General features: G+C 40.7%; 13 protein-coding genes. 12 read left to right on the top strand and 1 reads right to left on the bottom strand.

Annotated elements, in window-relative coordinates:
- Nucleotides 1-63: 63 nt before the first annotated feature.
- Nucleotides 64-1536, bottom strand: a complete 1473-nt coding sequence (locus KQI91_RS10085; RefSeq protein ID WP_216392644.1) for a nucleotide sugar dehydrogenase — start codon at nt 1534-1536, stop codon at nt 64-66.
- A 417-nt stretch (nt 1537-1953) separates the two neighbouring features.
- On the opposite strand from KQI91_RS10085, the gene KQI91_RS16305 reads away from it, so the two are divergent.
- The 12 genes from KQI91_RS16305 (at nt 1954) to KQI91_RS10030 (ending at nt 12421) form a co-directional block, all read left to right on the top strand.
- Entirely contained in the window at nt 1954-3306 is a 1353-nt protein-coding gene (locus KQI91_RS16305) for a VanZ family protein (RefSeq protein WP_216392643.1), read from the top strand.
- 110 nt (nt 3307-3416) lie between these two features.
- A complete protein-coding gene (locus tag KQI91_RS10075) occupies nt 3417-4340 on the top strand; it encodes a hypothetical protein (RefSeq protein ID WP_216392642.1) in 924 nt (307 codons plus the stop codon).
- Between the two features lie 180 nt (nt 4341-4520).
- Nucleotides 4521-5171: a hypothetical protein gene (locus KQI91_RS10070; protein WP_216392641.1), complete on the top strand. Its 651-nt coding sequence runs from the start codon at nt 4521-4523 to the stop codon at nt 5169-5171.
- Nucleotides 5152-5493 (top strand): YkgJ family cysteine cluster protein, encoded by a 342-nt coding sequence (locus KQI91_RS10065; RefSeq protein WP_216392640.1) that lies wholly within the window; start codon nt 5152-5154, stop codon nt 5491-5493. Before KQI91_RS10070 ends, KQI91_RS10065 begins: the two co-directional genes overlap by 20 nt.
- A gap of 189 nt (nt 5494-5682) precedes the next feature.
- Nucleotides 5683-6096, top strand: a complete 414-nt coding sequence (locus KQI91_RS10060) for a helix-turn-helix domain-containing protein (protein ID WP_216392639.1) — start codon at nt 5683-5685, stop codon at nt 6094-6096.
- A 169-nt stretch (nt 6097-6265) separates the two neighbouring features.
- Nucleotides 6266-7027 (top strand): YveK family protein, encoded by a 762-nt coding sequence (locus KQI91_RS10055; RefSeq protein WP_216392638.1) that lies wholly within the window; start codon nt 6266-6268, stop codon nt 7025-7027.
- 2 nt (nt 7028-7029) lie between these two features.
- A complete protein-coding gene (locus tag KQI91_RS16120; RefSeq protein ID WP_253288509.1) occupies nt 7030-7884 on the top strand; it encodes a CpsD/CapB family tyrosine-protein kinase in 855 nt (284 codons plus the stop codon).
- The gene (locus KQI91_RS16115; protein ID WP_330654534.1) at nt 7769-8917 is read left to right on the top strand and encodes an LCP family protein; all 1149 of its coding nucleotides are present in this window, start codon (nt 7769-7771) and stop codon (nt 8915-8917) included. The genes KQI91_RS16120 and KQI91_RS16115 overlap by 116 nt, the downstream gene beginning before the upstream one ends.
- Before the next feature lie 66 nt (nt 8918-8983).
- The gene (locus KQI91_RS10045) at nt 8984-9589 is read left to right on the top strand and encodes a hypothetical protein (RefSeq protein ID WP_216392636.1); all 606 of its coding nucleotides are present in this window, start codon (nt 8984-8986) and stop codon (nt 9587-9589) included.
- 17 nt (nt 9590-9606) lie between these two features.
- A complete protein-coding gene (locus KQI91_RS10040) occupies nt 9607-9954 on the top strand; it encodes a hypothetical protein (RefSeq protein WP_216392635.1) in 348 nt (115 codons plus the stop codon).
- 273 nt (nt 9955-10227) lie between these two features.
- A complete protein-coding gene (locus KQI91_RS10035) occupies nt 10228-11064 on the top strand; it encodes a S8 family peptidase (protein WP_216392634.1) in 837 nt (278 codons plus the stop codon).
- A 148-nt stretch (nt 11065-11212) separates the two neighbouring features.
- Complete coding sequence (locus KQI91_RS10030) at nt 11213-12421, top strand: NADP-dependent isocitrate dehydrogenase (protein ID WP_216392633.1); 1209 nt, start codon at nt 11213-11215, stop codon at nt 12419-12421.
- The last annotated feature ends 1 nt before the right edge of the window (nt 12422 follow it).

The raw sequence follows: 12422 nt of genomic DNA, 5'->3' as shown, positions 1-12422 counted from the left end.
TAAAAAAGATAGGTGTGATTACATGAAAACTGCCAGCAGATAGCCTCTGCTGGCAGTAAAAAATTAATCTCTCTTAAAGATATCTCTTGTATATACTTTTTCTTTCACATCGTCCAGACAGGAATCATATCTGTTGGCGATGATTGCCTGGCTTTTCTTTTTGAATTTCTTAAGATCGTTTACTACTTCAGAACCATAGAATGTTTCGCCATCTTTCAGTGTTGGCTCATAAATGATAACAGTAGCACCTTTTGCTTTGATTCTCTTCATAACACCCTGGATAGAAGACTGGCGGAAGTTATCGGAATTGCTCTTCATGGTCAGACGATATACACCGATGACTTTTTCGCCCTCTTTGCTTGGATCCCAGGAGCTGTTTGCTTCATATGCACCGGCCATCTCAAGCACTTGTTCAGCGATGTAGTCTTTTCTTGTTCTGTTACTTTCCACAATCGCGGAGATCATATTCTGTGGAACATTATCAAAGTTTGCGAGTAACTGTTTGGTATCTTTTGGCAGGCAGTATCCGCCATATCCAAAGCTTGGGTTGTTGTAATGAGATCCGATACGAGAATCCAGGCAGACACCATCAATGATCTGTTGTGTGTTTAATCCCTTTGTTTCTGCATAAGTATCAAGCTCATTGAAATAGGATACACGGAGAGCAAGGTAAGTGTTTGCAAAAAGTTTAACAGCCTCTGCTTCTGTGAAGCCCATGAACAGGGTATCAATGTTTTCTTTGATAGCTCCCTGCTGGAGAAGGGCTGCAAAAGTATGTGCTTTTTCTGCGGAATCTTCATCACAGGATACAATGATTCGTGATGGATAGAGGTTATCATACAGTGCTTTCGATTCACGAAGGAATTCCGGGCTGAAGATGATATTTTTGGTGTTGTATTTTTCTCTTACAGAAGCAGTATAGCCAACCGGGATGGTGGATTTGATGATCATGGTTGCATCAGGATTTACTTTTAATACGAGTTCGATAACAGCTTCTACTGCAGAGCAGTCAAAGAAGTTCTTTTTGCTGTCATAGTTTGTTGGTGCTGCGATTACAACGAAATCAGCATTTTTGTATGCTTCTTCACCATCCAGTGTAGCGGTGAGGTCGAGATCCTTTTCTGCAAGATACATTTCGATATAGTCATCCTGGATTGGAGATTTTCTGTTGTTGATGAGATCAACTTTTTCAGGAATGATATCGACAGCTGTTACGTGGTTGTGCTGTGAAAGAAGAGTGGCGATAGAGAGACCTACATAACCGGTACCGGCAACTGCGATATTGTATTTTTTGTCAAGAGTGTAGGTATTTACTGCCGGTTTATCATCTTCAAATAAGTCAGTGACTTCGAAACCAAGCACTTCTGCAATAGCCTGAAGCTGATCGATGGACGGGGTATAGTCGCAGCTTTCCAGACGGCTGATCATACCTCTGTTGATATTAGTCATTTCTGCAAGCTGTGCCTGCGTGAGTTTTTGTGCTTTTCTTTTGGCGACGATTGTATCAGCCATTTTGGTAACAGATAATTTTTTCATGTGTTTTCTCCAAATCTTATTGTTTATGAATTTTGTATGCGATTCTAGTCTGAGTTGTTTCTGCCTTAAACAGGCTTATCGTAGCAGATATATCTTGAAATGTCAATAATAATAGCAAATAAAAAAGAAAAATGATAAAAAGAGATAAAAATGTTATTTAAAATGAAAAAACATATAAGATGACATTACATGAAATTGTGTATAGGTGTATCGGAGAAAAATGTATTATAATAGCATTACAAATTTGAAATAGCTGAAGTATGAAAGGCACAAGAAGTATCTATGAGAAGATGTATTAAGAATAGAAAAGCAGGGAAAAGATATTATTTAAATATGAAAGGAAAATATAAAATTTTATGGGCAATACTTGTTCTGTTTGTGATTTTTTCAGTTTATTTTCTTGATTCGGGAAAAACTGTGAATCATGACAAAGGAGCGGTATCAGCCGGATTGACACAGGTAGAGACAACGGAAGGAAATGTTACCAGAACAAGTTATGTGGATGGTGAAGGAAAGATTACTTATGCAATTGACAGACATTATGCGACCCTGGTCCGGACGAAAGATACAGAAGGAAGGCTGTTGGAAGAACGGTATCTGGATGAAAATGGAGAACCGACAGATTGTTGGGGATATTTCGGAATCTCTTATAAGCACAGAGGGAAGACAGATATTCTTACGTATCTGGATGCAGAAGGAAATCCAATGAAAACGGGATCTGGTTATGCAGTGATTGTCCGGTCTTTTGATGATTTGTGGCATGCAGTGGATGATATGTATTATGATACAGATATGAATGCGGTGATGTGTACAGGGGGATATTATGGATTGCACAGAATATATGACAAAGAGGGTCGTACTACCGGAATAATTTACTTGGATATGAATGGACTTCCGACCGTTAATCTCAGTGGCTTTGCTCAGGAAAAACGTATTCTGGATGAAGAAAATCGTATTGCGCAGAAGTTTTATTATGATATAAAGGGCAAAGCTGTTCGTCTGCAAGCGGGACAGGCTGGAGAGGCGTATACTTATGATGAATATAACCGCATTATTCAGGTGACTTTTTTAAATCAGGATGGAGAGCCTGCGGCAACAAAGGATGGTTATGTGATTTTGAAAAAAACTTATTATCGTGATGGAAACGAAAAAACAAACATGTATTTTGATGCATCCGGCAATCCGGTGGCCCTGAATAAAGGCCAATATGGAATACAACGTGTCGGGGAAATCTCGCTTTATTTAAATAAGAATGGACAGGTTAAGCTGTGTATAGATAACCTTCTCAATGCTTATCCGGTTATGGTAGTTATAGTTGGTATTGTACTGTGCATTCTTTTTTGCCTGATTCCACAAAAGCTGCGAATTGCTGGTTTGCTGTTTTATGTGTTATTTATTTTTTATGAAACACTGATGTTTCGAGAAATTGGTGATGTCCGTGCAAATCTGGTCCTCTTTTCCTATGCGGACACATTCCTGACCAGTTGGAAGATTCGGGTAGACGTGCTCAATAATGTCTGGTTGTTTATTCCGTTTGGAACAGGACTTTATGCAATCTTTGGGAAGAAAAAGGTGTGGCTCACTGCGCTGGCACTGTCAGGTGCGATTGAATCGATACAGTACTTTACTGGATTGGGGATTGCAGAACTGGATGACCTGTTTGGTAATACCCTTGGTGGGGTGCTTGGGGTGGCTGCTGGAGTTGCGATTTTTTATGTGATGGATAAATGGCGAAATATGTCGAAAGAAAGAACGAGTGATTCGGTATAACGAATGAGTGGAAGCAGGGGAGATATGGTAAAATATAAAAAGAAATAATTTCAGGATTTAAAGAATGGAATTTTCTGATGTTTGCGAAAGGCTGGTGAGTTACGAACAATATGGAAAAGAATTGGAATAAAATAGGAACTGTTGCAAGTGGCATTTCTGCAATAGTGGGGCTTCTGGCTCTTTTATTGGACCATGAGTCGTTTGTATTATATGTGTGCATAGCAATCGTGGTAATTTCAAGTTTGATATCAGGGTATTATTGGATAAAGAGTTATCCGATAGAACGCAGGTATAAATTTGTACGTTATCTTTTTCTGGAATTATATGAAAATAAATTTAATATAGCTCCCAAATTACTACTATATTATGATTTGATGAAAAAGGGGAATGCATTTTATATTGAAAAAGTGTCGGTGCTGTATGATTTAAAAAATGATGGCAATAAAATTGACTGTGATATGACATGGAGACTGGAAGGAATAGAAAATGTTAAAGAAAATGATTTCTATTTTTATACAGGAATTGACAGAGGGAAAATCAAAAACCAGCAATTGATCGTGTATGTAAATAATGAAAAACATACGATACCGTTGCTGACAGATAATGTATTTTATAGTGGGAATGGAGTATACCTTTGTCATTGGAATATACCAAAAGAGGCTGTGAAAAGTGGAAATAAGATTGATAAAATAGAATTATTAATGTCAACGAAGGAGTCCTTTGATTTTTCAAGTAAAGAGGTTATTTACTTTTTTCCATGGAATTTTGGTGCTAAAATCAAAAAGCTTGAATTTGCGATTTCATTTCCGGAAAAACTGGAGAAAATATATGTGCAATTGTTTGAAGTTGGAAAGATCAAAGGGAAGAAATATCCAATGCATCAATCGATTTCAACAACTTCAAATGAAAATTATAGTCCGGATGAAACGACAGATAAAAAGATTTATACATTTAGAGGTCTGGAAAATATCAATATGCAAAATCTGTATTACTTCTTATTACATAAAGAGGCGTTTGGCCAGGACAAAACGTAGAACTGTTATAATATGATTATATATTTTCAATATGCTTAACAGTTATTTTTAAGAAGAGGGGGTGAAGAAATGGGCGAGGGACCGGGAAAGGTTGAAATTTTTATGGACAGAATAGTAAAAGTTGCAGAAGAAGTAGACAAAAAAGAACGAGAAGAAAAAGAGGATAAGTGATAAGAAACGATGGTTACATGGGTTGTTACTATGTTGAAAGATTATTTCCGGGATATGGGGTTCTGGCAGGGTGTTGTAAGTACCCTTATTATTGCGATATGCAGCGGAATAATAAAGTATGGTGTGGACAAGGTCAAAAACCATCATTATCAGAAGTATAACTGTAGTGTTGATGGATACTGGCTGACGGTTTTTAAGTCTTATTCAGGCAAAGACACCGTGATAGAGCTGTACAGGATCAAACAGAAAAAGACCAGATTATTTCTTAATATTCAACACTACAGCAGCAATAGCAGCAACCCGGTTTCTGTCCTGAGAGGAGAAGGGGCTATTCGGGAATCCGAAATTGCCTGTTATTATACGATTGATAATCAGTATTCCTCTGTGGTGGGAAGTCTCCTTTTTCAGGTGAAAAGATCAGATTCTGTATATAATTGTCTCAGCGGCGCCTATTATCAGATGAATAATATGGCATATGAACATCGGGAATTCTACGATAAAAAAAGAATGTTGACAAAGTCAATGGTATTATATAAATTTGACAGATTAAATATATGGCAGAAAATGAAGTTGTCTTTTGGGAAGAAAGTTTTTGCGGATTATTCAAGTGCAGAAAGGTATGTTAAGCAGGAAGACAAGGATGGAAGATTTTGTTTGTAAAAAATGTGGGGAATGCTGTAAAAACCAGGGCATTGTGATGATCTATCCGGAAGATGTGGTGAACATTGCCGGATATTTAAATGTATCGACAAAGAAATTCCTGAAGGAATACTGCCATGAAAGAGTTTTACAGAGTGACACCATTCGCTTAAAAATTTATTATATGGAAATAGGGCAAAAATGTTGTTTCCTGGATGCTGACAATCTGTGCAGTATTAATGATGTAAAACCACTGCAGTGCAGATATGGACCGACCAGATACTTTTTATCAGTTGGAAGCCAGGAAAACTGTATTTTTCTTCGCGATAAAAAGGGGCACTGAATCAGGGAATAGAAGATAGTTTTTTTGTTAAAAAATTATTGCAGGGCTATGAAAACCTTGGCGGATAGTTTGCTGTAAAGAAAAAATTTCATTTTTCAGAGTGATTTTTTCCGATTTCTTACGTATATAGTTATAGGTGCATATATTCGACACGTATTTGCATCAATAATTACGGAAGAGGTATGCAAAATGCAGGAGGAAAAGAGAAAGAAAGAGAAAAACTGGGAAAACTGCCGGTATCATCCGGAGGAGAAGTGTGAGGAGCTGATCCGGCATATCAAAAAGTTATGCGATGACCGGGGAATGTCGTATTATGCGCTGGCAAAAGATGCAGAGGTATCACCCTCAACGCTTCATGAGCTGTTATCGGGCAAAACCAAACCATACCTTTATACAGTTTACAAATTATGCAATGCGCTGGATGTTTCCATGATGGAAATTCTGGGAGAGAATATGGTACTGGAGAACACGGGAGATCTGAATAAGAAAGAAAAAGAACTTCTTCTTTTATACAGAAAGTGCTCCCGGACACAGAAAGAGCATCTGGAAATGTACCTTAAAATGCTGAAATTGTTCTGTGAAGAACATGCTTCGGGAAAATAAAAAAACGATAGGAAAAGCAAAAATAACTGGAAACGACGGGGATTTTTGCTTTTTTTGTACATAAATTTCATGTTTTTAATGCTGACATATCAGAAATGGTGTGCTATAATAATCACAAAATGTCGAAAAGACGCGATGAATATAACAGAAAAGGTGTGAGAGGAGAGTTATGGATAAAAAGGAAAGAGAGTTCCAGGCCAAAACGACTGCCGCGAGTGCACAGGCGGCAACGCTGTCATCAGGCAATCGTATGCAGCAGGGAGATGTGATCGATCTGCAGGAACTGTTCTGGGTGATGGTAGACCGCTGGAAGGTGATTCTGATGGCGATGCTGATTGGAGCATTACTGATGGGAGTCTATCATACATTTTTGAAGCAGCCGTCTTATCAGGCAGATGCTTCTATTTTCATTACCAGTAATGAATCTGTGATTTCTGTTTCAGATCTGCAGATCAGTTCAGAACTTACAGAAGACTATGCAAACATCATCAAGAGTCGTAATGTATTAAAGCAGGTAATCAAGGATCTGGATCTGGATCTGGATTATAAACAGCTGAGCAAACTGGTTTCTGTCAGCAATCCGCAGGATTCACATATTATCACGATCACAGTGACCTGTGGCGATATCGAACTTTGCCGGGATATTGCCAATTCCCTTATGAATATCGGAATTGACCGTATCTATCAGGTAATCGGAAACAGTGAACCTACGGTTATTGATTATTCAGAGGCTGAGGCTGTTGAGGAAGTGACATCCGGATTGTCAAAGGATGTGGCTATGGGCGCACTTCTTGGTATTGTGCTCGCATGTGGCCTGATCTGCGTGAAGTTCATGACAGACAATACATTAAAGACAGAGGACGATGTACGTAAGAATCTGCGTATGCCGGTTCTTGCAGTTGTACCATATTTTGAGGAGAAAAAAGATTAAGTATGGAGAGAGACGATAGAATGAAAGCTCTGTTTGACGATCTCATTAGGGAGAATCGTCCGATGGGACAGCAGACAGAGGTGATCAAACCAAAGATCAGTAAAGTACCTTTTGGTGTGAATGAGGCGATTAACGTTCTTCGTGGTAATATTCAGCTTAGTGGAAATAACATCAAAGCAGTTGCGATTACCAGTTCGCTGGCACATGAGGGCAAATCTTCCATAGCATTCCGTCTTGCCAAGAGTCTGGCGGATCTGGAGAAGAGAGTTCTTTATCTGGATGGAGACATCCGAAACTCTACGATTCAGGTACGCTATGATATTATGGGTGACAAAAAAGGTCTCAGCGAATATCTTTGCGGAGAACTTTCAAAGGAAAAAATCATTTATCATACGGATGACCCATGGATGGATATTATTTTTACCGGGGCAAAAGCTCCGAATCCGAGTGCACTTGTTTCCGGTCCGCTGTTTCAGGAACTGATGCAGTTCTTAAAGAGTATTTATGACTATGTAATTGTAGATACACCGCCGCTGAATCTGGTTATTGATGGTCTTCTGATCGCGAAACAGTGTGATGGTACCGTTCTTGTGATCGAGAGTGGTATGACAGACCGTGCACAGGCAGATAAAGCGAGACGACAGATGGAATACGCCGGAATCAATATGCTTGGGGCAGTTGTCAATAAAGTAATGCTTTCTGAACGTCGTTACGGTTATGGCTATGGATATGGCTACGGTTATGGCTATGGATATGGCTACGGTTATGGCTATGGATATGGCGAGCGAAGTGATTCAGGAGACAGAAAGGGTTCATCCGGAAACAGGAAGAAGAAAGATGCAAAGTCAAAGAAATAACAGGAGACGGCATCATCACCACCATCGCAGGCATAAAAACCGTCGTCAGCAGATGGTAGGAAGCATTTTGATCTGTGTCTGTGTGCTTGCCGTGGCTGCATTTGGAATATATCGACAGTTGCAGTCTCAGAAGAGTATGCAGGTGACCGCCGGAAATTCCCATAATGTTGGAAGCGGATACAGAGATATTGTTTACAATGGAGAAAAATATCGGTATAATAACCGTGTTACTACTATTTTGTATGCCGGTGTGGATTCCGAGGGCAAGATGGAAGCCAAGGTTCAGTATGGAAACAAGGCACGTGCTGACAGCATTCAGCTTGTGGTCATGGATGAAAAAAATGCCAGAATGTCTGTGGTTTCGGTTAACAGAGATACGATTACGGATATCCGGAAGTATGCTCTGGATGGTACGGATCTGGGACTTTACAAAACACATATCGGTTATGCGTATACTTATGGGGATGGCGGCGAAGTAAGTTGTCAGAATCTCTGCGAAGCGGTTTCTCTTCTGTTTGGCGGAATACCGATCAATCGTTATGTGGTGACGAATCTGGATTCGATGCCTTATATCAACAATTTGGTAGGTGGCGTTACAGTTACCGTGCCAAACAGTGATCTGGAAGAAGAATATCCCGATATGTATGAAGGTGCGCAGGTGACGCTGGATGATACGACAATTACACCATTTCTTCGCTCAAGAGATACAGAAGAAGCATTCAGTAACGATGGTCGAATGGAACGCCAGAGGGCATATGCGACGGCATATATGAATAAAGTGCAGTCCATGAATCAGAGCCAGCTGGAAAAAATGTGGGATTCCATGGATTCTATGAAGGATTATCTGCAGACCAGCATTACCAGAAGTCAGTATATTAGTCTTGTGAAGCTGATCAAATCATCACAGCTCACAGACGATAGTTTTATTCAGTTACAGGGACAGGATAAGGAGGGCGAGCTCCATGATGAATTTTACGCAGATCAGGATGCCTTGCAGAAACTGATTCTCGACCTGTTCTATGAAAAAGTATGACGGGTACATTTGGTGCCTTGTTATAAATAATCAATAATCAAGCAAAACTAAGGAGGTATTACTAATATGAAGAGAAAAATCATGTTAGGTGTAATCGCTGCAATGGTAGTAAGCATGTCCGTGCCTGCCTTTGCTGCAACAAGTATCGGACAGATCATGCCGGAAGCTCCGCAGGTTGTTTCTGGTCTTCCTACAGATGCAAAACTTGTAGTAAAAACAATTGATGTCAAAGATCTGGACACCTATACTACAATTCAGGAAGTAAAGACTGTTCTGGAAGCAGTAAACGATGAGAACCAGGTGATTTCTGTTGAAGAAGCTGCTACAACACTGGGTGTTGCAGACGTTCACAATGTAGAGACAGAATCCGGTGAAAAAATTGACCTGGCAGACTACAAATTTACTACAGAATTCGTTGACCTGGCAGCGCAGATCGGTGATCAGCTCACATATACAATTGATGATGAAGGCAAGATCACAGCAAAACTTACAATGGAAACTGCAAAAGACAAAAAAGCAGAAGATCTGATCCTGATGCTGGTTAATCCGGAAACAGGAGAAGTATGCTTTATCACAATCGACGGAATCGATCCGGAGACAGGTGAGATCGAAGTTACTCTTCCGTTCCTTGGAGCAGTTACACTTCTTGAAAAAACAAGCGTTACTGAATAAAGAAAAGGGATATCTAAATGGCACAGAGTTCACACAGACATAGAAAGAATTTTTGGTCTTCCTTTGGTTATTATGTGGTCGTGGTGCTTCTGATTGTTTGTCTGGCACTGTTGGTGAAGGATAATCGCAGCAAGAGAGCTGAGCGGGATGCCTACAAAGAAAGTCTTTCCAAACAGGAGACAGTAGAAGATCTTGGCGGCATTACCATTACAAAACCTACGGATGCACCTGAGGATGCGGCTGTCAGAAACAATGATGCAAATGCAGATGAAGACAGCGAAGCAACGAAGGACAGTGCAAAAGAAGATAAGAGTGAGTCATCTGATTCAGAGAAATCTTCTGCACAGGATACAGAGAAACAGTAAGATTGGAGGAAAGTCGTCAGGCTTTCCCCCTTTTTTTATTTAATTCACCGGATGTTTCCGGTGTTTTTTTAACCACATCTGTATATACTCCAACTGTTCCTGGTCAGAAATTTCCTGGGAGCCGGGATCGTTTCCGGCAGCGAGGCAGCAGAACAGCACAAAGGTCTGAAGACAGAAAAATGCGATAAGGCCGATAATGAGCAAAAAGTACACCCCCTTTATCTGTGACTGGAATATAATAGCAATATAGATCCCTCTTTTTGGAGTATATGCATGAATCAGTCGTTTTATACAGGAAAAGGAATCGGGGTGGCAATTCTTGACACAGGAATCTTTTCTCATATAGATTTTGACAGCAGAATCTGTGCTTTTGAGGATTTTATTGCACATAAAAGAATACCATATGATGACAATGGACATGGTACCTGCGTGGCAGGAATTCTGGCAGGAAGTGGAATTGCATCCATGGGAAGATACAAAGGAGTGGCACCCGGAGTATCACTTGTGTCTCTGAAAGTCCTGGACCGCTTTGGAAACGGAAAGAAAGAAGACGTATTACAGGCGTTTCGATGGATTCTGCAGAAACGGAAGCAGTATCAGATACGGATCGTGAATATTTCGGTTGGAACGACCTACAGGACACGGAGTGAACAGGACGTTCTGATACAGGGTGTGGAGAAACTGTGGGATGAAGGTCTGGTTGTAGTAGCGGCGGCGGGAAATCAGGGGCCGGAAGCGGGAAGTGTGACGGCACCCGGATGCAGTAAAAAAGTGATCACCGTGGGCTCCAGCGACATGCTGACCGGCAAAAAGGCAGTTTCCGGACGTGGACCTACATTTGAGTGTGTATGCAAACCGGATCTGGTAGCACCGGGACGTCAGATTATGGCATGTGCGCCGGGAGCCGGGAATCAGTATGCCATGAAAAGCGGTACGTCTATGTCGACACCGTTAGTTTCCGGGGCGGTAGCGCTTGCGTTGGAAAAAGATCCGTTGCTGACCAATATGGAAATCAAAATGATGTTGAAGGAAAGTTGTGACGATTTGGGACTGCCCCGGAATCAGCAGGGGTGGGGAAAGTTGAACTGCCAAAAGCTTTTGACATTGTAGTAGAATTTTAAGGAAGATATAGGGAAAATACAGTATTGTATAAACAAAAATGCATGAATTTACCATAGTAAAGGCTGAAAGTATTGACGGAAATCTTTTTTTCGGCTACAATAGGAGGAAATCGGATATCAAGCAAGGGAGAAGTATTATGGAAAAAATTCAAATGACGACACCGCTGGTAGAGATGGACGGAGATGAGATGACAAGAATTCTCTGGAAAATGATCAAAGAAGAACTCCTTCTTCCATTTATTGACCTGAATACAGAGTATTATGACCTTGGTCTGAATTATCGTAATGAAACAGATGATCAGGTTACGATTGATGCGGCAGAGGCAACCAAGAAATATGGCGTAGCAGTAAAATGTGCAACTATCACACCGAACCATGCACGTATGGATGAATATGATCTGAAAAAAATGTACAAGAGCCCGAACGGTACGATTCGTGCGATTCTGGACGGTACTGTATTTCGTGCACCGATCGTGGTAAAGGGAATCGAACCATGTGTGCGCAACTGGAAAAAACCGATCACACTTGCCCGTCATGCATATGGAGATATTTACAAAAATACAGAGATGTACATTGACAAACCGGGAAAAGTAGAACTGGTGTATACTTCCGAAGATGGAGAGGAAAAACGTGCTCTGGTGCAGGAGTTCAAAGCACCGGGTGTGGCAATGGGTATGCACAACATGACAGCATCTATTGAAAGCTTTGCAAGAAGCTGTTTCAATTATGCACTGGATACAAAGCAGGATGTATGGTTTGGAGCCAAAGATACGATTTCCAAGACATATGATGCCAAATTCAAAGAGATTTTCCAGAAAGTATTTGATGCAGAATTCAAAGAAAAATTTGAAGAAGCAGGACTTACTTATTTCTACAGCCTGATCGACGATATCGTAGCTCGTGTTATGAAAGCAGAGGGCGGATTTATCTGGGCATGCAAGAACTATGATGGAGATGTTATGAGCGATATGGTTTCTTCTGCATTTGGTTCTCTTGCAATGATGACTTCTGTTCTGGTTTCTCCTCAGGGATACTATGAGTATGAAGCTGCCCATGGAACTGTACAGAGACATTATTACCGTCACCTGGAGGGCAAAGAAACTTCCACCAACTCCGTTGCAACGATCTTTGCATGGACCGGTGCACTCCGCAAACGTGGAGAACTGGATGGAAATCAGGCACTTGCACAGTTTGCTGACAAACTGGAAGAAGCAACACTTTCTACGATTGAAAGCGGAAAGATGACAAAAGACCTTGCACTGATCACCAGCATTGAGAACCCGACGGTTCTGAACAGCCGTGACTTTATCCTTGCGATCAGAGAAGCACTGGAAAAAATGCTGTAAT

The sequence above is a fragment of the Blautia sp. MSJ-19 genome (genome assembly GCF_018918125.1).
GTDB lineage: Bacteria > Bacillota > Clostridia > Lachnospirales > Lachnospiraceae > Blautia_A.
Note: the sequence above shows the minus strand (reverse complement) of the source record. Positions and strands in the feature narration are given on the sequence as shown.

Coding starts and splice junctions, on each gene's coding strand:
- KQI91_RS10045 (WP_216392636.1), top strand. CDS start 8,984: ATGAAGAGAAAAATCATGTTAGGTGTAATCGCTGCAATGGTAGTAAGC.
- KQI91_RS10065 (WP_216392640.1), top strand. CDS start 5,152: ATGGAAGATTTTGTTTGTAAAAAATGTGGGGAATGCTGTAAAAACCAG.
- KQI91_RS10060 (WP_216392639.1), top strand. CDS start 5,683: ATGCAGGAGGAAAAGAGAAAGAAAGAGAAAAACTGGGAAAACTGCCGG.
- KQI91_RS10070 (WP_216392641.1), top strand. CDS start 4,521: ATGGTTACATGGGTTGTTACTATGTTGAAAGATTATTTCCGGGATATG.
- KQI91_RS10055 (WP_216392638.1), top strand. CDS start 6,266: ATGGATAAAAAGGAAAGAGAGTTCCAGGCCAAAACGACTGCCGCGAGT.
- KQI91_RS10035 (WP_216392634.1), top strand. CDS start 10,228: ATGAATCAGTCGTTTTATACAGGAAAAGGAATCGGGGTGGCAATTCTT.
- KQI91_RS10030 (WP_216392633.1), top strand. CDS start 11,213: ATGGAAAAAATTCAAATGACGACACCGCTGGTAGAGATGGACGGAGAT.
- KQI91_RS10085 (WP_216392644.1), bottom strand. CDS start 1,536: ATGAAAAAATTATCTGTTACCAAAATGGCTGATACAATCGTCGCCAAA.
- KQI91_RS16115 (WP_330654534.1), top strand. CDS start 7,769: ATGGCTATGGATATGGCTACGGTTATGGCTATGGATATGGCGAGCGAA.
- KQI91_RS10040 (WP_216392635.1), top strand. CDS start 9,607: ATGGCACAGAGTTCACACAGACATAGAAAGAATTTTTGGTCTTCCTTT.
- KQI91_RS10075 (WP_216392642.1), top strand. CDS start 3,417: ATGGAAAAGAATTGGAATAAAATAGGAACTGTTGCAAGTGGCATTTCT.
- KQI91_RS16120 (WP_253288509.1), top strand. CDS start 7,030: ATGGAGAGAGACGATAGAATGAAAGCTCTGTTTGACGATCTCATTAGG.